Annotated in this window: 17 protein-coding genes and 2 tRNA genes; 14 read left to right on the top strand and 5 right to left on the bottom strand. The window is 62.6% G+C overall.

Annotation, left to right across the window (positions count from 1 at the left end; genetic code table 11):
- Positions 1 to 102: 102 nt before the first annotated feature.
- The 5 genes from NKH54_RS26945 (at position 103) to derI (ending at position 5,422) form a co-directional block, all read left to right on the top strand.
- Positions 103 to 1,662, top strand: a complete 1,560-nt coding sequence (locus NKH54_RS26945) for an FGGY-family carbohydrate kinase (RefSeq protein ID WP_023672596.1) — start codon at positions 103 to 105, stop codon at positions 1,660 to 1,662.
- Complete coding sequence (locus tag NKH54_RS26940) at positions 1,659 to 3,176, top strand: glycerol-3-phosphate dehydrogenase (RefSeq protein ID WP_023672595.1); 1,518 nt, start codon at positions 1,659 to 1,661, stop codon at positions 3,174 to 3,176. The genes NKH54_RS26945 and NKH54_RS26940 overlap by 4 nt, the downstream gene beginning before the upstream one ends.
- Positions 3,176 to 4,114 (top strand): sugar phosphate isomerase/epimerase family protein, encoded by a 939-nt coding sequence (locus NKH54_RS26935; RefSeq protein WP_023710712.1) that lies wholly within the window; start codon positions 3,176 to 3,178, stop codon positions 4,112 to 4,114. The genes NKH54_RS26940 and NKH54_RS26935 overlap by 1 nt, the downstream gene beginning before the upstream one ends.
- Before the next feature lie 76 nt (positions 4,115 to 4,190).
- Complete coding sequence (locus NKH54_RS26930; protein ID WP_023672593.1) at positions 4,191 to 4,958, top strand: triose-phosphate isomerase; 768 nt, start codon at positions 4,191 to 4,193, stop codon at positions 4,956 to 4,958.
- A gap of 26 nt (positions 4,959 to 4,984) precedes the next feature.
- Positions 4,985 to 5,422: a D-erythrulose-4-phosphate isomerase gene (gene derI, locus NKH54_RS26925; protein WP_023672592.1), complete on the top strand. Its 438-nt coding sequence runs from the start codon at positions 4,985 to 4,987 to the stop codon at positions 5,420 to 5,422.
- Positions 5,423 to 5,437: 15 nt separating this feature from the next.
- On the opposite strand, the gene dhaL is transcribed toward derI, so the two are convergent.
- From dhaL to NKH54_RS26910, 3 genes are all read right to left on the bottom strand, one after another.
- The gene (gene dhaL, locus NKH54_RS26920) at positions 5,438 to 6,079 is read right to left on the bottom strand and encodes a dihydroxyacetone kinase subunit DhaL (RefSeq protein WP_352595559.1); all 642 of its coding nucleotides are present in this window, start codon (positions 6,077 to 6,079) and stop codon (positions 5,438 to 5,440) included.
- A 24-nt stretch (positions 6,080 to 6,103) separates the two neighbouring features.
- Positions 6,104 to 7,111 carry a dihydroxyacetone kinase subunit DhaK gene (locus NKH54_RS26915; RefSeq protein WP_023667709.1) on the bottom strand — a complete coding sequence of 336 codons (1,008 nt, stop codon included), beginning with the start codon at positions 7,109 to 7,111 and terminating at the stop codon, positions 6,104 to 6,106.
- Positions 7,112 to 7,318: 207 nt separating this feature from the next.
- Positions 7,319 to 7,393, bottom strand: a tRNA-Asn gene (locus NKH54_RS26910).
- 231 nt (positions 7,394 to 7,624) lie between these two features.
- Here NKH54_RS26910 and NKH54_RS26905 point away from each other — a divergent pair.
- The 4 genes from NKH54_RS26905 (at position 7,625) to NKH54_RS26890 (ending at position 10,647) form a co-directional block, all read left to right on the top strand.
- Positions 7,625 to 7,885 (top strand): PGPGW domain-containing protein, encoded by a 261-nt coding sequence (locus NKH54_RS26905; protein ID WP_027050334.1) that lies wholly within the window; start codon positions 7,625 to 7,627, stop codon positions 7,883 to 7,885.
- A gap of 333 nt (positions 7,886 to 8,218) precedes the next feature.
- Positions 8,219 to 8,292: transfer RNA gene (locus NKH54_RS26900), tRNA-Cys, on the top strand.
- A gap of 109 nt (positions 8,293 to 8,401) precedes the next feature.
- Positions 8,402 to 9,076, top strand: coding sequence for a protein-L-isoaspartate O-methyltransferase family protein (locus NKH54_RS26895; RefSeq protein WP_023706014.1), 675 nt, complete (start codon positions 8,402 to 8,404; stop codon positions 9,074 to 9,076).
- 185 nt (positions 9,077 to 9,261) lie between these two features.
- Complete coding sequence (locus tag NKH54_RS26890) at positions 9,262 to 10,647, top strand: TolC family outer membrane protein (protein WP_023667706.1); 1,386 nt, start codon at positions 9,262 to 9,264, stop codon at positions 10,645 to 10,647.
- 73 nt (positions 10,648 to 10,720) lie between these two features.
- Here the strand turns inward: NKH54_RS26890 and NKH54_RS26885 are convergent, their stop codons facing one another.
- The gene (locus NKH54_RS26885; RefSeq protein WP_353029391.1) at positions 10,721 to 11,035 is read right to left on the bottom strand and encodes a hypothetical protein; all 315 of its coding nucleotides are present in this window, start codon (positions 11,033 to 11,035) and stop codon (positions 10,721 to 10,723) included.
- On the opposite strand from NKH54_RS26885, the gene NKH54_RS26880 reads away from it, so the two are divergent.
- Positions 10,977 to 11,873 (top strand): PopZ family protein, encoded by an 897-nt coding sequence (locus NKH54_RS26880; protein ID WP_023714409.1) that lies wholly within the window; start codon positions 10,977 to 10,979, stop codon positions 11,871 to 11,873. The two genes, NKH54_RS26885 and NKH54_RS26880, sit on opposite strands and share 59 nt — an antisense overlap.
- Positions 11,874 to 12,139: 266 nt before the next feature.
- A complete protein-coding gene (locus tag NKH54_RS26875) occupies positions 12,140 to 14,923 on the top strand; it encodes a valine--tRNA ligase (protein ID WP_353029361.1) in 2,784 nt (927 codons plus the stop codon).
- Here NKH54_RS26875 and NKH54_RS26870 read toward each other — a convergent pair.
- Positions 14,872 to 15,201, bottom strand: a complete 330-nt coding sequence (locus NKH54_RS26870; RefSeq protein ID WP_353029360.1) for a hypothetical protein — start codon at positions 15,199 to 15,201, stop codon at positions 14,872 to 14,874. The two genes, NKH54_RS26875 and NKH54_RS26870, sit on opposite strands and share 52 nt — an antisense overlap.
- Before the next feature lie 81 nt (positions 15,202 to 15,282).
- Between NKH54_RS26870 and NKH54_RS26865 the strand changes: the two genes are divergently transcribed.
- The 3 genes from NKH54_RS26865 (at position 15,283) to NKH54_RS26855 (ending at position 19,368) form a co-directional block, all read left to right on the top strand.
- On the top strand, positions 15,283 to 16,542 hold the full coding sequence (locus NKH54_RS26865; protein ID WP_353029359.1) for an OmpP1/FadL family transporter: 1,260 nt from the start codon (positions 15,283 to 15,285) through the stop codon (positions 16,540 to 16,542).
- A 290-nt stretch (positions 16,543 to 16,832) separates the two neighbouring features.
- The gene (gene ilvD, locus NKH54_RS26860) at positions 16,833 to 18,557 is read left to right on the top strand and encodes a dihydroxy-acid dehydratase (protein WP_023688211.1); all 1,725 of its coding nucleotides are present in this window, start codon (positions 16,833 to 16,835) and stop codon (positions 18,555 to 18,557) included.
- Positions 18,544 to 19,368: a tetratricopeptide repeat protein gene (locus tag NKH54_RS26855; protein WP_023714413.1), complete on the top strand. Its 825-nt coding sequence runs from the start codon at positions 18,544 to 18,546 to the stop codon at positions 19,366 to 19,368. Before ilvD ends, NKH54_RS26855 begins: the two co-directional genes overlap by 14 nt.
- Positions 19,369 to 19,650 lie beyond the last annotated feature (282 nt).

Raw genomic sequence — 19,650 nt, 5'->3', positions numbered from 1 at the left:
CAGGGGGTGTCCTTCGCGGACACTCCCTGGCTCTTCCATGGCTTCGAGACAACAAAGACTGCTCCTTGTGACTTGCCTTCATAACCATCCGGAACTTGCGGCATGAAAGACCTGCTGATCGGGATCGACGCGGGAACGTCCGTGATCAAATCGGTCGCTTTCGATCTATCGGGGCGGCAGCTCGCCATGGCATCGGTGACCAACAGCTTCGTCACGCTGGAAGGCGGCGGCGCCGAACAGGACCTTAATCAGACCTGGCGCGACATGGTGCTGACCGTTCTCGATCTGGCGACGAAAATTCCAGACCTCGCGCGGCGAACCGCGGCCGTCGCGGTCACCGGGCAGGGCGACGGCACCTGGCTGATCGATGGCGACGGCATGCCGGTCGGGCGCGCGTGGCTCTGGCTCGATGCGCGCGCCGGACATCTGGTGGACGAGATGCGCGGCGATCCCCGGGATCGCACGCGGTTCGAGATCACCGGCACCGGGCTCAACGCCTGCCAGCAGGGCGCTCAGCTCAGCTGGCTGAAGAAAAACAGCCCGGAAATCCTGGAGCGCGCCGCCACTGCCTTTCACTGCAAGGACTGGCTCTATTTCAAGATGACCGGCGAGCGCGCCACCGATCCTTCGGAGGGAACATTCACCTTCGGCGATTTCCGCGCGCGCAGCTATTCCGACGAGGTGCTCGACATTCTGGATCTGACGTCGCACCGCCGCCTGCTGCCCCCCATGCTCGAAGGCACGACCGACCATCATCCGCTTTCTGCGTCGGCAGCAGGCGAGACCGGCCTGCTTGCGGGCACGCCGGTGGTGCTGGGCTACGTCGACATGGTCAGCACCGCGCTCGGCGCCGGCCTCTATGATCCAAGCGGCAATGTCGGCTGCACGGTCATCGGCTCGACCGGCATCCACACACGCCTGGCGCGCACTCCTGATGATGTCGTCCTCAACGACAATGCCTCCGGCTACACGATCGCCATGCCGGTTCCGGGCGCCTATGCGCAGCTGCAATCCAATATGGCGGCGACGCTCAACATCGACTGGCTGCTTGGCCTGGCGCGCGACGTGCTGACCGCCAGCGGCGCAAAACCTTCGCGCGACGAGCTGCTGAAAGCGCTCGATGTCTGGGTCGAAGGATCGGAGCCGGGATCGCTGGTCTATCAGCCCTATATCTCGCTCGCCGGCGAACGCGGACCGTTCGTTGACCCCGACGCACGCGCGGGCTTCATCGGCCTCTCGGTCAAGCACGGTTTTGGCGATCTGGCGCGCGCCGTTCTCGAGGGATTGGCCTTCGCGGCCCGCGATTGCTACCAGGCCATGGGCAGCATGCCCAGCGAGATCCGCCTGTCTGGCGGCGCGGCGCGCAGTCCGTCGCTGCGCCGTATTATCGCCGCGGCAACCCGCGCGCAGGTCAGAACCAGCAGCCGCCAGGAAGCAGGTGCCGCGGGTGCGGCGATGATGGCCGCGGTCGGGCTCGGCTTTTATCGCTCGATGGATGATTGCTGCGCCGAATGGGTGACGCCGCTTCTGGGCGAATGCGACGCCTATGACGAGGCGCTTTCGCAAACCTACGATGCGCTGTTTCCGTCTTTTGTCGCGGCGCGTCAGGCGCTGCATCCGGTGTGGAAATCGATGGCGCACCGCACAGGAGCTAAGTCTTGAGCGATACAACGGATATTGTCGATCTCTTCGTGATCGGCGGTGGCGTCAACGGCGCCGGCATAGCGCGCGATGCCGCGGGTCGCGGGCTGTCGGTCATCCTGTGCGAGAAGGACGATCTGGCGCAAGGCACCAGCTCGCGTTCCGGCAAGCTGGTGCATGGCGGCCTGCGCTATCTCGAATATTACGAGTTCCGGCTGGTGCGCGAAGCGCTGATCGAGCGCGAGGTGCTGCTTGAGGCGGCGCCGCACATCATCTGGCCAATGCGTTTCGTGCTGCCGCACAGCCCCGAGGACCGGCCGGCATGGCTGGTGCGGCTCGGGCTGTTTCTCTACGACCATCTTGGCGGCCGCAAGCGGCTGCCGGGAACGAGGACACTGAACCTGAGAACGGCGCCGGAAGGGGCGCCGATCAGGGACGAATTCAAGCGTGGCTTCGAATATTCCGACTGCTGGGTCGATGACGCCAGGCTGGTGCTGCTCAATGCGCTCGATGCCAGTCAGCGCGGCGCAAAAGTCTTCACTCGCACTGCCTGTATTGCTGCCTGGCGCGAAGACGGCCTGTGGTCGATCGACATGCAGGACGGCCGCACGGGCGCTGTGACGAGGGTCCGCGCACGCGGGTTGGTCAACGCGGCCGGGCCATGGGTGAATGACATCGTCAGCCGCGTCGCCGGACAGAATTCCACCCGCAACGTTCGCCTGGTAAAAGGAAGCCATATCGTCGTGCCAAAATTCTGGGAGGGACGGCAGGCCTATCTGATCCAGAACAACGACAAGCGGGTGATTTTCGTCAATCCGTATGAGAACGATCTGGCGCTGATCGGCACCACCGACATACCCTATGAAGGCAGGCCTGAGCTAGTGGCGGCCGAAGCCAGCGAAATCGATTATCTGATCAAGGTGGTCAACCGCTACTTCAAGCGCCAACTCACCGCGCAGGACGTGGTCTACAGTTTCTCGGGCGTGCGGCCGCTCTATGACGACAATGCCGACAACCCGAGCGCGGTGACGCGCGACTACATCTTCGAACTCGACGCCCCGAACGGTGGCGCGCCGCTGCTTTCTGTGTTCGGCGGCAAGATCACCACCTTCCGCAAACTGTCCGAACATGCGCTGGAAAAGATCCAGCCCTTCTTTCCGACCATGAAGAAGGCCTGGACAGCCAAAATTCCCCTGCCGGGAGGCGACCTGCCCAACGCGGATTTCGAGCAGTTCCTGGGCGATCTGCACGCCGAGTTTTCGTGGCTTAGCCCGTCGCTGGTGAAGCACTATGCCCGCAGCTACGGCACGCGCACGCGCGCCTTGCTGAAAGGCGTAAAAGGCGAAGCCGATCTCGGCCGTCGTTTCGGCCCGGATTTCTATGAGCTCGAAGCTGTCTTCCTGTTCGAGACCGAATGGGCGATGACCGCCGCCGACGTTCTCGAACGCCGGACCAAACACGGGCTGCATATCAATGCGGCCGAGCGGAAAACATTCGAAGACTGGTGCACAAAGACAATGGCGGCGGTGAACTGATGGCCTTCACGCTTTCGCTGAACACCAACCCGCTGGTCAATCGCTTCGCCGATCCCGACGATCTGATCGACGCCATTGCCTATGGCATCGGCATCCGCGACGTGCAACTGACGCATGAATTCGTCAATCCGGGCTGGCCGGCGGCAACGATCGCCAAGTTCGTTCGCCTGTTCAACAGCGCCCTGGCGCGGACCGGCGTGCGGATCACTTCGGGTATGACCGGTCCCTATGGCCGGCTCAATCATTTCGGCCATCCGGACGCGGATGTGCGCCGCTATTATGTCGATTGGTTCAAGACCTTCGCCGACATCTCCGCCGAACTCGGCGCGTCGGGCATGGGCACGCAGTTCGCCATATTCACCTACAAGGATTTTGACGATCCGCAGCGGCGCGCGGCGCTTCTCGACATCGCGCTCGAATGCTGGCGCGAAGTGGCCGAGCACGCCAAGGCGGCGGGCCTGACCTACCTTTTCTGGGAACCGATGTCGGTCGGCCGCGAGTTTGGCCACACGATCGAAAGCTGCGTCGAATTGCAGGGCGCCATCGATGCGGCCAAGCTGCCGATCCCGATGCAGATGATGGTCGACATCGACCATGGCGACGTGACCTCGCCCAATCCTGACGACACTGATCCCTATGCCTGGGCGAAAGCGTTCCCGTTGCAATCGCCGATCATCCACATCAAGCAATCGTCGATGAACAAGGGCGGGCACTGGCCGTTCACCGCCGCCTACAACAAGGATGGCCGCATCATCCCGCAGAAGCTGCTCGACGCCGTGCGGGCGGGTGGCGGAACCGACAATGAAATCTGCCTTGAACTTTCCTTCCGGGAGAGGGAACCGGTCGATCATCAGGTTATTGCAATGATCCGTGAGTCGGTGGATTTCTGGGCGCCTTACATCGACAGCGGCCGCGAAAGTCTCAAGCCTCGCGCTTGAGGCAAACCGCCGGCCCGAAGGCCGGCGCAGACCCGGAAACACGCATCATTCGAATTTCGGATCGAAGGAGAGAAGAATGGCCCCATATTGGGTCGGCACGAGCTGGAAGATGAACAAGACGCTGGCGGAGGCGCTGCAGTTCGCCGAGGCATTGGCTGCCTTCGTGCCCGGCTTCGATCCGGCGATACAGCCTTTCGTCATTCCGCCCTTCACCGCGGTGCGGCAGGTCAAGGCGGCGCTCGCCAACACCCGCGTCAAGGTTGGCGCCCAGAACATGCATTGGGCCGATGCCGGTGCCTGGACGGGCGAGATTTCGCCGGTGATGCTGAGGGATTGCGGGCTCGACCTGATCGAACTAGGCCATAGCGAACGCCGCGAGCATTTTGGTGAGACGGACAGGACCGTAGGACTGAAAACGGCGGCGGCGGTCAGGCACGGCTTTGTGCCGCTGATCTGTGTCGGCGAGACGCTGGCCGAGCGCGAGGGCGGCCGCGCCGACGAAATTCTGACCGCGCAGGTCTTGGGCGCGCTGCAGGGTCTCGCAAACAATGAGTTGTCGGCAGAGATACTCTTTGCCTATGAACCGGTGTGGGCGATCGGCGAGAAAGGCATTCCGGCCAGCGCCGACTATGCCGACAAGCAGCAGGCGCTGATCAAGCAGGTCGCAGCAACCCGGTTGCCGACCGCCCCGCTTGTGCTCTACGGCGGCAGCGTCAATCCCGGCAACGCGGCTGAACTGATTGGCCAGCCGCGTATCGATGGGCTGTTCATCGGCCGCTCGGCATGGCAAGCGGAAGACTATATCGACATTCTCAAAAAGGCGTCGGCCGCCATCGCGCGCTGACCACGAAAACGAAGGAGTTCATTGCCATGAAGATCGCACTCGGAGCCGACAGCGCCGGCAAGCCGCTGCTCGATGTCATCGCCAAGCATCTCGCCACCAAGCCAGAACTGCAGGTCGTCGATCTCAGCCAGGCCGGATTCTACGCCGATATTGCCGCTGCGGTCGGCCACGAAATTGTCGACGGCAATTACGACCGCGCCATCCTGTTTTGCGGCACCGGCATCGGCGTCAGCATCTCGGCCAACAAGGTGCCCGGAATCCGTGCCGCGCTAACCCACGACACCTATTCGGCGGAACGCGCTGCGAAATCCAACAATGCCCAGATCATCACCATGGGTGCGCGCGTCATCGGCCCCGAACTGGCCAAATCGATCGCCGACGCCTGGCTGGCCTCGGAGTTCGATCCGAACGGTCCCTCTGCCGCCAACGTGCAGGCTGTCGACAAGCTCGACGCGAAGCGCTGAGGATCCGCTCCCGACCTAGCCGGTCAAGGCGATCCGCATCGCCTCGATGACGGTTACGGCGGACGCCGCGCCTGGATCCATATGGCCAAGCGAGCGTTCGCCGAGGCGGGAGGCCCGGCCCTTGGTGGCGATCATCGCCTTGGTCGCCTCCGCGCCGGCCTTTGCCGCCTCGGCTGCAGCCGCGAGGCTGCCGGCCAGCCCCTTGCCGGCGGCCAGTGCCTCGCCCGCAGCCGTCGCGGCCGGCGCCCACGCATCGATCATCGTCTTTTCCCCAGGCTCGGCCTTGCCGCGATCCTGAATGCCTCTGGCCATCGCTTGGAACATAGCGACCGCGTCGGCGTCGTCGAGCGTCGCCTTGCCCTTGACGGCGGCCGCGCCGCGCATGAATGCCGTGGCATAGAGCGGGCCCGAGGAGGCGCCGACGGCGTTGAGGAACGACTTCGCCGCCGTGTTCAGCAAGATGGTCGGATCGGTGGTCCCGTCGTCCAATACGGCCACCGCGTCGCGTGCCGCGGCAAATCCCAACTCCATGGCAATGCCGTGGTCGGCATCGCCGATCACCCCGTCAAGCGCGCACAACCGGTCCCGGTCGGCTGACATGGCGTCGGTGATGGCAACGAACATCGCGGCAAGGCGGGTGGTGTCGATTGTTGTCATCTGTTGTTCCTTGCCGTCCCCAGTTTACCCGGCGCGAAACATGGCGCAGTCGCAAGGGTGGTCGAGCATCGTTTGCAACTCGTCGTCGAGGTGGTGCAGCGTGATCGAAGCGCCGGCCATTTCGAGCGAGGTGCAGTAATTGCCGACCCAGCTTGCGTGAATGGATACACCGATATCGTCAAGCCGCTGCTTCACGCGCCGGTTCATGATGTAGAGTTCCATCAGCGGTGTCGAACCCAGCGAATTGACCAGCACGGCGACCTTCTCGCCGCGTGCCGGCGCCATCTCGGCGAGAATCCTGTCCAACATTTCGTCGGTGATCTCGTCGGCCGTTTTGAGTTTTCCGCGTGCGATGCCGGGTTCGCCATGGATGCCCATGCCGATCTCCATCTCGTCGGGTCCGATTTCGAAATTCGGCCGGCGGGTTTGCGGCAACGAACAGGGCGCCAATGCGACGCCCATGGTAAAGGTGTGGTCGTTGGCTTTCCCGGCAATGCGTTCGCATTCATCGAAAGACAACATGCGGTCGCAGGCGGCGCCTGCCGCCTTGAAGATGAAGAAGTTCCCTGCGACACCGCGCCGCTTGTGCCTGTCACCAACGGGCGCGGAAGCGACGTCGTCGGTGCTCAGCACCGTGCGCACCTCGATGTCGTCCATCGCGGCCATCTCGGCCGCCATGTCGAAATTCATGACGTCGCCGGCATAGTTGCCGTACATGAACAGCACACCGGCGCCGCCGCTCGCCGCCTTGGCGCATTCGAGGATCGGGTCGGGCGGCGGAGAGGCGAAGACATTGCCGATCGCCGCCGCGTCGGCCAGCCCCTTGCCGACGAAGCCGAGAAAACTCGGCTCGTGGCCCGAGCCGCCACCAATGACGAGGCCTACCTTGCCTTGGCGCGGTCCATCGCGGGCGATGATCGAGCGCGGGCTTCCGTCAACGGCTTTGAGATGGCGGGGATGCGCAGCCAGGATGCCTTCCAGCATCTCGTCGACGGCCCGATTGCCGTCATTGATGATCTTCTTGGTTTGCACCAACGTCCTCCCGATTTGGTATTTTCATAGGTGATACCGGGCGTTATCAGGCTGCCTTCGGGCGAGGGCAGGGGCGCGATGCCCACCAAACTGCCTCGATCGGCTTCGTAGCTGTTACCAGCCGTTCTGGCAGAAGCTAAGCGGACCGAAGTGCGCGGACAATGGCGCTGTAGTGTACAAGATCGCACCACGGCTTAGAAAAGGCGGTGGCTCCCCGGGCCGGATTCGAACCAGCGACCAACCGGTTAACAGCCGGTTGCTCTACCACTGAGCTACCGGGGAATAGAGGCTCTCATGTGAGTGGCGCAGCCTATAGCAAACCCTTTTCGGCTTTGCAAAGAAGCATTTCGCATTTTTTAGCGCATTTTCACCCAATGGTTTCTGGCAATCGCCGGATGACACCACATATGAGCCGTCTTGGGCGCCGTCGGACCTTGGTCGGCGGAACCTGAAAGGCGATTGCAGCCTTTAGCGCATATGGCTTTATCGAAGGCAACCGGATCGACTTTCGACATGACTGCAGCAGACGAAAACCAGGCACCGGCGCGGAAAATCTCGGTGTTCGGGCGCGAGTTCACCATGCCGCGCTCGCGCGGGCTGAGGATCGCCATCGGTATCGTGCTGGTGTTTTTCGGCCTTCTCGGTTTCCTGCCGATTCTCGGCTTCTGGATGATTCCGCTCGGCCTTTTGGTGCTTTCCTACGAATTTGCCGCGGTGCGCCGCCTGCGGCGCCGGTTCGTCGTCTGGTGGGAACGGCGTCGCCGGCCAAATTGAAAGCGATGGCGCGCGGTCCCGGTTCAGTGGACGCTTCGCTTCCAGCCCCTCGCAGACCTTCCCCTCGAATATCTCCTTGAGAACGGCAGCCCTGGTGTCAGCCGCGCGTTTACGGTGGAAGCCAGTTTGCACCCGCTGCGTAAAGCCGCGGGTTGAGTTTCGCCGGTCGCGCAGCCATGCTTGAGGAGCGGCCAATATGCCGGTGCGCCAAGCGCTGAAATCGCTAGGGAACCACGTTGCGGCGGCTGATGAGGAAAGCGCGCCGGAATGCCGCGCGGACGCTTGACGACCTTTCGCTGCCACCATATTGAGTTCGCTCGCCGGGAGCGATGAGGCCTCGTGGCGGAGTGGTTACGCAGAGGACTGCAAATCCTTGCACCCCGGTTCGATTCCGGGCGAGGCCTCCAATCGCTTCAACTCCCGCATGCCGGGGGCTTGAGTTCCGGTCGAATGCGCCGCAGTGTCGGCGCGACAAGCGCATTTCAGCGCATTGGCTTTTGACGGATTGGTTGGGACATGAGCGCTGATTTCTCCGAACTTCGCGTCAAGATGGTCGACGGCCAGGTCCGCACCACCGATGTGACCGACGCAGCATTGCTCGATGCCATGCTTGCCGTGCCGCGCGAGGCCTTTGTCGGGGCCGGCCAACAGGCTCTCGCCTATATCGACGAGGATATCCGCATCTCCGACGGCGCCGATGGCAGCGGTGCGCGCTACCTCATGGAGCCGTCGCCGTTGGCCAAGCTTTTGCAGTTGGCCGAGATCGACGTCGGCGATTCGGTGCTCGATGTCGGCTGCGGCACCGGTTATTCCGCGGCGCTGCTGTCCAGGCTGGCCAAATCCGTCGTGGCGCTGGAAAGCGATACCACACTGGCGGAAGCAGCCAAAGCGGCGCTTTCGGCGCAGGGCTGCGATAACGTCACGGTGGTCACCGGCCCACTGCCGCAAGGTCATGCCGCCAAGGCGCCCTACAATGTGATTCTCATCGGCGGCAGCGTCGAGAAAGTGCCTGCGGCGCTGCTTGACCAGCTTGCCGAAGGCGGCCGGCTGGTGGCTGTGGAAGGGCAGGGCAATGCGGGCGTAGCCCGGCTCTTTTTCAATGCAGGGGGGGTTGTAACCGGAAGACGGGCATTTAATGCGGCAATTAAGCCACTACCCGGATTTGAACGCATTCATGCCTTCGAGTTCTAAGTGATTTTGCCTTGCAGCAAAGACTCTGTCATGTTGGCTTGCGATTGAACAATCGTTGCTGATTGGTTAACCGGGGTTTCGGGAGGCTGTCAGCGGGGGAACGATACATCGACGCGGCGCTGGCCGATCCCTAGGGATGGGCTGGCGTGGCGTGGTCCCCGTGCAAAACGAATGAGGGATATAAAGTGCCGTCCTTAGCCAAGAGTTTGTTTGTTACTGTCCTCATTTCCGCGACAGCGCTTTCGCCGATAGCCGCCTCGGCGGAAACCATTCTCGGCGCGCTTTCCAAGGCCTACCAGAACAATTCCTCGCTGAATTCGGCCCGTGCCGGCGTGCGCGTCACCGATGAGGGCGTGGCGATCGCCAAGTCGGGCTATCGCCCGGTGATCACTGGTTCGGCTGATATCGATTACACCTCCAGGCACCTAAACGGCAGGAACGCGAGCCTGGCATTGACAACCGGCAGCTTCGGCGTTCGGATTGATCAGACGCTGTTCGACGGCTTCCAGACCAAGAACAGGGTCGCGTCGGCTGCTGCACAGGTGAGGGCCTCGGTCGAGGGCCTGCGCAACACCGAGGAGAACACGCTGTTTAACGCGGCGAGCGCCTATATGGACGTGATTCGCGACCGCCAGGTGGCGGTGCTGACCGAACAGAATCTGCAGTTCCTGACCGAGCAGGCGCGCGCGGCACGCTCGCGCTTCGAGGTCGGCGAGGGCACGCGCACCGATGTGGCGCAGGCCGACGCGTCGCGTTCGGCCGCGGTGGCGCAGTTGAGTGCTGCCCGTGCGCAGGCTCTGGCCAGTGCAGCAACCTATCATCAGATCGTCGGTGACGAGCCGGGCAAGCTCAAGGCTGCGTCGCCGTTGGCGAAGCTGTTGCCGAGGAGTCTCGAGGCGGCGATCGGTATTGCATCGAACGAGCATCCGGCCATCCTGGCCGCCCTACATTCCGTCGATGCAGCGGGATTTGATGTAAAGACGCAGGAAGGTGCGTTGCTGCCGCAGTTGACTGCCAGTGCCGGCCTTTCCCATGCCTATCAAAATACCGTACCTGGCGCGGGGAATTCGGACGGCGACTCCAATGCCGCCACCGTCGGCGCGACGCTGACCGTTCCGATCTATTCGGGCGGCCGTACCTCCGCACTCGTTCGTCAGTCGAAGGAATCGCTCAGCCAGGCTCGCATCGAGGTGGATGTCAGCCGTGACTCGGTGCGCCAGGCCGTGACCTCGGCATGGACGCAATACATTGCAGCGCGGGAAAGCGTCGACGCTAATCGGCAGGTGATCGCGGCCGCACAGTTGGCACTCAACGGCGTCATCGAGGAGCGCAATGTCGGACAGCGCACCACGCTCGACGTGTTGAACGCCCAGAACGCCGTCATCTCGGCAAAGATCGACCTCGCCAGCTCCGAGCGCGATGTGGTCGTAGCGAGCTACGCCATCCTTTCGGCAATGGGCCGCCTGTCGGCCGATCGCCTGGCGTTGAATGTGGTGAAGTACAAGCCTGAAGAGCACTACAGAGCCGTCAAGGACAAATGGATCGGGCTGCGTACGCCGGACGGCCGTTGAGCCCCCCGAGCGGTTCAAATCCCGCCAAGGTTGAAAGTATCGTAGCGCCGCGCTTCCCAAGGATGCGCGGCGTTTATCTTTTATGGCTTAAACTGTTGAAATCCGGCGTCTTCCGAGATTGGGGATTCTCGGATGGCGATCCGTCGGCTACGCTGTCGCCATGATTCGTATCCGGCTTTGCCGGACAGGAATCCAGGAACGGGTCACTACAGCGCCACGCGTCCGGTGGATGCGCAAAGGACGCTGTAGAACTTTGATTTTGCGCCTGATCCTCTTCGAAAATCGAAGATCGATTTTCGGGATCATGCGCGGGGGCGGCGGATGTGACGATGGCGACGGCAAGCAGCGCACAGCGCGAACCTTCCATGGAAGAAATACTGGCTTCCATCAGGAGGATCATCGAAGACAGCGACACCGGCCGCAAGCTGCCGGGCGACGCCGATGAGTTGCGCCAGGACCTTGTGCCGGCCGCCGGGCCTGTTTCGGATGTCGAGGCCTTCCGCAGCGAATTGCACAGCTCGACCGAAAGCAAGAAGCCGGTGACGCTGGCCGAGGTGCAGGCCCAACTGGCCGAGCCGGTGGTTGCGCGGCCGGAGCCGCGCTCCGAGCCGTCGCCAGTGAAGCCTGCCATTGCGGCAAATGCCACGACCGCCGCGCCACCCGCGCATGCTCCGATGACATTGGCGGAAGTAAGCGCCAGGATAGCCAGTGAGCCAGCTCCCGCCGTCAGGGCAGAAGCTGCAGTGCGGGCAAAGGCGGAAACCACCGACTCGATCGTCACGGATTGGCGCCGCGAAATCGCGGCCGTTGGCAATCAGGCAAAACCGGCTGACACAGTACGGCGGCCCGAGATCAGGCAGCCGGAGATCAGGCAGCTGGAGACTGAAAATCGGCAGGCAGCAATCGCGGAGGTCGAGGCTTTCGAGGACGATCTCGCTGCCGAGCCGGCTTTCGAGCCTCGTCCTTCGAGCGGCGAGCGCGCGCGCCCGGCCGATACAACTCCGGTTCGGTCGGCGATCGTTTCGGAACATACGGGACGGCAGGTCGCAGCCGCCTTCGGCGAGCTCTCCGACGCCTTCGCCAGCCGCAGCAAGAAGACCTTCGACGAGATGGCCGAGGAGATGCTGCGGCCGATGTTGCAGGACTGGCTGGACAACAATCTGCCGACGCTGGTCGAGCGCCTGGTACGCGAAGAAATCGAGCGCGTCGCGCGCGGCGCGCAGTAGACATCACCATAGCCGGTTCCGGATTAAGGCGCCGCCTTCGGGCGACGCTTTCGCTGCAGGTCAGCTTCCGGCCGATGTCGCGAACACGATCAGGTTACCGTCGGGATCGCTGACGATGAAGGTGCGGGCATGGCCTTCCCGTTGAAATGACCAGGGCCCCGCCTATTTGCGTTGAAGGACTGAGGCCGCCCTCGCGGTTGACTTGGCCAAAACCTTCCGATTTACACCGGGTCAGCAAAACTCCCGACCGCGCGGACCATTTTCCCATGCTTGAAAAGACCTACGACGCCAAGACCGTCGAGCCCAGGATCGCCAAAATCTGGGAAGAGGCGGACGCATTTCGCGCCGGCGCCGGCGCCGAGGAGGGGGCGGAGGCCTTCACCATCGTCATCCCGCCGCCCAACGTCACCGGCTCGCTGCATATGGGCCATGCACTCAACAACACGCTGCAGGACATACTCGTGCGCTTCGAGCGCATGCGCGGCAAAAACGTGCTGTGGCAGCCCGGCATGGATCATGCCGGCATCGCCACGCAGATGGTGGTCGAACGCCAGCTGATGGAAAAGCAGATACATCGCCGCGATCTCACCCGCGAACAGTTCATCGACAAGGTCTGGGAGTGGAAGGCCGAGTCCGGCGGCGCCATTTTCAACCAGCTGAAGCGGCTCGGCGCCTCGGCGGACTGGTCGCGCGAACGCTTCACCATGGATGAAGGCCTGTCCAAGGCCGTGCTCGAAGTTTTTGTCAGCCTCTACAAGGAAGGGCTGATCTACAAGGACAAGCGCCTTGTGAACTGGGACCCGAAGCTGTTGACGGCGATCTCCGACCTGGAGGTCGAGCCGCAGGAGGTCAATGGCAATCTCTGGCACTTCCGCTATCCGATCGAGGGCGAGATTTTCGATCCGGAAAATCCTGGGACATTCATCACCGTGGCGACGACACGGCCCGAGACGATGCTGGGCGATACGGCAGTCGCCGTGCACCCGGACGACGAGCGCTACCGGCATCTGGTCGGCAAGAATGTCGTGTTGCCGATCGTCGGCCGGAAAATTCCGGTTGTGGCTGACGAGTATTCCGACCCGGAAAAGGGTTCCGGCGCCGTCAAGATCACGCCGGCGCACGACTTCAACGATTTCGAGGTTGGCAAGCGCCACAAGCTGCCGGCGATCAACATCCTGACCATCGAGGCGGCAATAACGCTCAGGGATAACGAGGATTTTCTCGCCGGGCTCGACGTGACGCCGGAGCGCCAGGCCGTCTGGGACGAGCTCGACGGTCTCGACCGTTTCGTCGCGCGCAAGAAAATCGTCGAGCTGATGGAGGCCGGCGGCTTCCTCGACAAGATCGAGCCGCACCGCCACGCCGTGCCGCATGGCGACCGCGGCGGCGTGCCGATCGAGCCGTTTCTGACCGAGCAGTGGTATGCAAACGCCGCCGAGCTCGCCAAGCCGGCGATCGCATCGCTGCGTGAAGGCCGTACCAACTTCGTGCCGAAGAACTGGGAAAAGACCTATTTTGACTGGATGGAGAACATTCAGCCCTGGTGTATTTCACGCCAGCTGTGGTGGGGTCATCAGATCCCGGCCTGGTACGGGCCGGACGGCCGCGTCTTCGTCGAGAAGACCGAGGAAGAGGCGCTGGGCGCCGCGATTGAATATTATCTGGCGCTGGAAGGCCCGTGGAAGGCCTGGGTCGAGGACAAGCTCGAGACCTTCAAGCCGGGCGAAATCCTGAGCCGCGACGAGGATGTGCTCGACACCTGGTTCTCGTCCGCACTGTGGCCGTTCTCGACACTGGGCTGGCCGGATCACACGCCGGAGCTGAAGACCTATTACCAGACCGACGTGCTGGTGACCGGTTTCGACATCATCTTCTTCTGGGTCGCCCGGATGATGATGATGGGCCTGCATTTCATGCACGAGGAGCCGTTCCACACCGTCTATGTGCATGCGCTGGTGCGCGACAAGAACGGGCAGAAGATGTCGAAGTCGAAAGGCAACGTCATCGATCCGCTCGACCTCATCGACGAGTTTGGCGCCGATGCACTGCGCTTCACGCTGACGGTGATGGCGGCGCAGGGGCGCGACGTAAAGCTCGATCCGGCGCGCATCGCCGGCTACCGCAATTTCGGCACCAAGCTGTGGAACGCGACACGCTTTGCCGAGATGAACGAGGTCGCGCGCAATGACGATTTTTGGCTGAACGACGCCAAGCTGCCGGTCAACCGCTGGATCCTGACCGAGCTGACCAGGGCGTCGCACGCGATCACCGAGGGCATCACCTCATACCGCTTCAACGAGGCGGCGGGCGCCGCCTACCGCTTCGTCTGGAACCTGTTCTGCGACTGGTACCTGGAACTGCTCAAGCCGGTGTTCATGGGCGCCGACGAGGCGGCCAAAGCCGAAAGCCGCGCCTGCGTCGCCTTCGTGCTCGAAGAGATCTACAAGCTGCTTCACCCCATGATGCCGTTCATGACGGAGGAGCTGTGGGCGCAGACGGCAGGGGAGGGCAGGACGCGCGCAACGCTGCTGTGCCACGCCGCCTGGCCGTCGCCCGACTTCGAGGACGCCGATGCAGCCGCCGACATCAACTGGCTGGTCGATCTGGTCTCCGGTATTCGCTCCGTGCGCTCTGAAATGAACGTGCCGCCGGCGGCGATCGCGCCGCTGGTGGTGGTCGGCGCCAGCGCCGAGACTCACCAGAGGCTGGAACGCCATGCGTCCGCCATCAAGCGGCTGGCGCGGGTCGGCGACATCTCGCTGCAGGACGCCGCACCCAAGGGCTCGGCCCAGATCGTGCTCAACGAGGCGACGATCTGCCTGCCGCTCGGCAGCCTGATCGATCTGTCCGCCGAGGCGGCGCGGCTGCAGAAGGAACTGGCCAAGGTGACCGAGGAAATCGCGCGGCTGCACAAGAAGCTGTCGAACGAACGGTTCGTCGCCAGCGCGCCGGAAGAGATCGTCGCGGCCGAGCGCGAAAAACTCGCGGAATACCGTGATCAGCAGGAGAAGCTTTCGGTGGCGTTGACCCGGGTGCGCGACGCCGGCTGAGCGCCGGATTCGCGAGACGCTTGCAGCGCTTCGCGAAGGTTCTTTTGCTCGAAAAATAGGCGTTTCGTAACGTTAATATTGACGTAAACGGAAAGTTTCGACCTCATTGTTGCCATAATGTAACAATGGGGCCGAATGCCGGCAAAATAGCTGGTTTGGGTGCTGTTTTGAGCGGTTTTACCTGATTTGTTCCCCAGTCTGCCGCCCAAATGGTCATTTTCGAACCTACCGGCCAGGGCCGCCACTGTGTTCGAAATGCGGTCCGCAAGAGTGTACATGTACGCTATTCGAATTCATTGTTGCGCCGTTAACCCGAATTGGTTCTAGCTTGACGCACTAGTATTTCGGGGAGGACATCCATGAGCAATTTGCGTTTGAAAGCACTGCTGGGGGCAGGGTGTTTTTCGCTGGGTCTGATCGGTTCCGTGCATGCCGGCGGCCTGGAGCGCGGCGGCTATGACATCGATCTGCTGTTCGATCCTGCGCAGGTCACGGGCGAGGTTACCGGCACCTATGTGATGCCGCAGCGCGACCTCAAGAATGTGGTGGACACGAATCCGGCTGACGGCCCCCTTAACGCGTTGGGCCTTTCCAACAGCGCCCGCGATACCGCAAGTTATTGGGTGCCGAGCGTAGGCATCAAGGCTGGTATGGGCCCGGTCGATTGTCTTGTCGACTATGGCCAACCGATCGGTGCGTACAGCAATCCCGGCGTTAACTGGGCCGGCGCGAACGGCAATATCGTAACCAAGGTCAAGAGCGAGGCCGTGGGCGGAACCTGCTCGTACAAAATGGACGTCGGCAAAGGCCAGTTTCGTTTCATCGGCGGCGTGTTCCATGAGGACGTCTCGGGCTTCAAGGAACAGCTGGTCGCTCCGCTTCCCGTATTTTTGGGCACAGGCATCGGGCGCCTTGATCTCAAGGGAGACGGCTGGGGATGGCGCGTCGGTGCCGCCTATGAAATTCCTGATATCGCGCTGCGCGCCAGCCTGGTCTACAATTCAGCCGTCAAGCTCGACAACCTCTCGGGGACCCTTGATCTGACCCAGGTTCCCGGATTCCTCGACCCAACTAATCCGATTTTGGGTCGCATAACCGACGTAAGCGGTTCTTCGGAGGTGCCTGAGTCTTTGGAACTCAAGCTCCAGTCAGGTATTGCGGCTGGTTGGCTCGCGTTTGGATCCATAAAGTGGGTCAATTGGAGCGTGTTGCAGAGCATACCATTCTGCCCGACCGGCGCCCCGGGGGCTTGCACCACGACCGGCCCCACCCGCGCTACATCGCTTGATCTGCTCTACCGGGATGGCTGGACGGTCTCAGGCGGTATCGGTCACAAGTTCAACGATCAGTGGAGCGGCGCCGCCATTCTGACCTGGGATCGCGGAACCTCCACCGGTCTGAGCGCCCAGACGGACACCTGGACGGTTGGCGGTGGCGTGGCTTACACGCCGACCCAGAACATCGAGGTTCGTCTTGGTGGGGCGCTGGGCGTGCTTACCAGCGGGTCGATCCATCCAGTCGTAGGCGACGATGGCGTCACCTATGGTACGGACTACACCGCTGACTTCGGCAACGATCTTGTGTCGGCCATTTCAACTTCGTTGAAGGTGAAGTGGTAAGCCTTTCAAATTGAAAAGAAAAAGGCCGGTCATCCCCGGTCTTTTTCTTATGCGGGCACCGCGTCGAGCCTTGTCGGCGAGAGTTGGCGTTGCAGATACGCCGCACGGGCGTCGCCTCTCGCGATTGTGACGTTTTGGCAACAGTTTCTGAACAACCCCCGCGCTAGAGTTCCGCCCGACCAAATTGCCCATTTCCCGCCATAAACCCGGCGCACCTCGAATTTGTCTCGGGACACGCGCCAAAAGGCTCGGCGATGAGGCAGGCCGCGCCGCCCGCGGCAAGGAAGAGAATGGACGCCAAAGTCATCTCCAAGGCCAAGCTGCCTAGCCGCCATGTGACCGTCGGTCCGGCGCGTGCGCCGCACCGTTCGTATCTCTATGCCATGGGGTTGTCGGCGGCCGAGATCGCGCAGCCGCTGGTCGGCGTTGCCTCCTGCTGGAACGAAGCGGCGCCTTGCAACATCTCGCTGATGCGCCAGGCGCAAGTGGTCAAGAAAGGCGTCGCGGCCGCCAACGGCACGCCGCGCGAATTCTGCACCATCACCGTCACCGACGGTATCGCCATGGGCCACCAGGGCATGAAGTCGTCGCTGGTGTCGCGCGATGTCATCGCCGACTCGGTCGAACTCACCATGCGCGGCCATTGCTACGATGCGCTGGTCGGCCTTGCCGGCTGCGACAAGTCGCTGCCCGGCATGATGATGGCCATGGTGCGGCTCAACGTGCCGTCGATCTTCATCTATGGCGGCTCGATCCTGCCGGGCTCCTATCGCGGCCGCCAGATCACTGTGCAGGACGTGTTCGAGGCGGTCGGCCAGCATTCGGTCGGCACGGTCAGCGATGCCGAACTGCTCGAGATCGAGCAGGCGGCGTGTCCGTCCGCCGGCTCCTGCGGGGCCCAGTTCACAGCCAACACCATGGCCACCGTCGCCGAGGCGATTGGCCTCGCGCTGCCCTATTCCTGCGGCGCGCCGGCGCCTTACGAGATGCGCGACCGCTTCAATTTCGCGTCCGGCGAAAAGATAATGGAGCTGATCGCCAAGAACATCCGGCCGCGCGACATCGTCACGCTGAAGGCGCTGGAGAATGCGGCGACCGTGGTCTCGGCCACCGGCGGCTCGACGAATGCGGCTTTGCACCTGCCGGCGATCGCGCATGAGGCAGGCATCAAGTTCGACCTGTTCGACGTTGCCGCGATTTTCGAGAAGACGCCTTACATCGCCGACCTCAAGCCGGGCGGCAAATATGTCGCCAAGGACATGTTCGAGGCCGGCGGCATTCCGCTGTTGATGAAGACGCTGCTCGACCATGGCTATCTGCATGGCGACTGCATGACCGTGACTGGCCGTACTTTGGCCGAAAACATGGAGCATGTTGCCTGGAATGATAGCCAGGATGTGGTCCGTCCCGCCAACCGACCAATCACCCAAACCGGCGGTGTCGTGGGCTTGAAGGGCAACCTTGCCCCCGAAGGCGCGATCGTGAAGGTCGCGGGCATGACGGAGCTGAAATTCTCAGGTCCGGCACGGTGTTTCGATTCGGAAGAGGAATGTTTCGAGGCGGTCACGCACCGCAACTACCGGGAAGGCGAGGTTCTCGTCATCCGTTACGAAGGTCCGCGCGGCGGCCCGGGCATGCGCGAGATGCTGTCGACGACGGCGGCGCTCTACGGCCAGGGCATGGGCGGCAAGGTCGCTCTCATCACCGACGGTCGTTTCTCGGGCGCGACGCGCGGTTTCTGCATCGGTCATGTCGGGCCCGAAGCTGCCGTTGGCGGCCCGATCGGGCTCTTGAAAGACGGCGATGTGATTTCGATCGATGCAACCAAAGGCACGATCGAGGTCGACCTGTCCGAGGCCGAACTGGCAACGCGGGCGAAGGCCTGGAAGGCGCGCACGACCGACTATCAGTCGGGCGCGATCTGGAAATACGCACAAACGGTAGGGCCTGCCCGCGACGGCGCGGTCACCCATCCGGGCGGTGCCAAAGAAACACATTGCTATGCGGATATCTGAGTTGTTGAGGTCGTCTGTCCTTCCGGCACTGGTCGCTGTTGCGATCTTTGGCGCCGTGGGCCAGGCCATGGCCTTCGACGACAAGGTGTTCGACGACAAGACCGGCGTGAAGCCGCAATCGAGCCCATGGGCCGTGTTCCAGTTCGGCTTCTCCGCTTACAAGAGCGGCCACAAGGAACAGGCGGTCGAGGCCTATAAATACGCCGCCGAGAACGGCCAGATCGGCGCCACCTGGAAGCTCGCGCGCATGTACGCCGAAGGCGACGGCGTGACGCGCGACGACTATGCGGCCTTCAAATTCTTCTCCGAGATCGTCGATCAGGATGTCGAGCCGGGATCGCCGGAGGAAAGCTATGTCTCCGACGCGCTGGTGGCGCTGGGCGACTATCTCCGGACAGGTATCCCCGGCAGCCCGGTCGAGGAAAACGAGGTCGCGGCGCAGGAATATTACATGCGCGCGGCCGCCAACTACCGCAACCCGAACGCCCAGTTCGAGATGGGCCAGATGTTTTTGAAGGGCGAGGGCGGCGTCAAGGCCAGCGTCAAGCAGGCCGGCCGCTGGTTCCAACTCGCCGCCGAAAAAGGCCATGCCGGCGCCCAGGCGACGCTCGGCAATCTTCTGTTCCAGAGCGGCAAGATCGTGCGCGGGCTGGCCATGATGACCGCCGCGCTCGAACGCGCCTCGCCGAGCGACCAGCCGTGGATCCGCGGCATGCAGGAAGAGGCATTTGCCGCCGCCGGCGAAGCCGACCGCCGCACGGCGATTTCGCTTGCCGACGATCTTCTCACCAAGGGTGGTGACGACCAGTGAAATTGCCAATCTCCCCCCTTGAGGGGGAGATGCCCGGCAGGGCAGAGGGGGGCGCTGTCCCGCTGGCATTTCAGTTGACTAAAGTTTGCCCGGGTTGGACTGAGAGGGTGAGCTTGTTTGACCGAAAGGTCGCGTTTCTTCGCGCCCCCCTCTGGCCTGCCGGCCATCTCCCCCTCAAAGGCATAGGCGCTAAGATAGCTTTGGCATGGACTGAAACTTGCGCTTTCGTGGTGGTTCGCGCCAGCGATATCGCAAGGCATGGAGATTTTGGCGCAGGGCCGC

It is taken from the genome of Mesorhizobium sp. M1004, from assembly GCF_040318795.1.
Taxonomy (GTDB): Bacteria; Pseudomonadota; Alphaproteobacteria; order Rhizobiales; family Rhizobiaceae; genus Mesorhizobium.
The sequence above is the reverse complement of the archived record's forward strand: the minus strand, read 5'-3'. Positions and strand labels throughout refer to the sequence as shown.

Excerpts from the sequence above, each read along its gene's own strand:
- NKH54_RS26945 (WP_023672596.1), top strand. The coding sequence starts at position 103 with ATGAAAGACCTGCTGATCGGGATCGACGCGGGAACGTCCGTGATCAAA.
- NKH54_RS26935 (WP_023710712.1), top strand. The coding sequence starts at position 3,176 with ATGGCCTTCACGCTTTCGCTGAACACCAACCCGCTGGTCAATCGCTTC.
- NKH54_RS26930 (WP_023672593.1), top strand. The coding sequence starts at position 4,191 with ATGGCCCCATATTGGGTCGGCACGAGCTGGAAGATGAACAAGACGCTG.
- derI (WP_023672592.1), top strand. The coding sequence starts at position 4,985 with ATGAAGATCGCACTCGGAGCCGACAGCGCCGGCAAGCCGCTGCTCGAT.
- dhaL (WP_352595559.1), bottom strand. The coding sequence starts at position 6,079 with ATGACAACAATCGACACCACCCGCCTTGCCGCGATGTTCGTTGCCATC.
- NKH54_RS26905 (WP_027050334.1), top strand. The coding sequence starts at position 7,625 with ATGACTGCAGCAGACGAAAACCAGGCACCGGCGCGGAAAATCTCGGTG.
- NKH54_RS26895 (WP_023706014.1), top strand. The coding sequence starts at position 8,402 with ATGAGCGCTGATTTCTCCGAACTTCGCGTCAAGATGGTCGACGGCCAG.
- NKH54_RS26880 (WP_023714409.1), top strand. The coding sequence starts at position 10,977 with ATGGCGACGGCAAGCAGCGCACAGCGCGAACCTTCCATGGAAGAAATA.
- NKH54_RS26885 (WP_353029391.1), bottom strand. The coding sequence starts at position 11,035 with ATGGAAGCCAGTATTTCTTCCATGGAAGGTTCGCGCTGTGCGCTGCTT.
- NKH54_RS26875 (WP_353029361.1), top strand. The coding sequence starts at position 12,140 with ATGCTTGAAAAGACCTACGACGCCAAGACCGTCGAGCCCAGGATCGCC.
- NKH54_RS26870 (WP_353029360.1), bottom strand. The coding sequence starts at position 15,201 with ATGTACACTCTTGCGGACCGCATTTCGAACACAGTGGCGGCCCTGGCC.
- NKH54_RS26865 (WP_353029359.1), top strand. The coding sequence starts at position 15,283 with ATGAGCAATTTGCGTTTGAAAGCACTGCTGGGGGCAGGGTGTTTTTCG.
- ilvD (WP_023688211.1), top strand. The coding sequence starts at position 16,833 with ATGGACGCCAAAGTCATCTCCAAGGCCAAGCTGCCTAGCCGCCATGTG.
- NKH54_RS26855 (WP_023714413.1), top strand. The coding sequence starts at position 18,544 with ATGCGGATATCTGAGTTGTTGAGGTCGTCTGTCCTTCCGGCACTGGTC.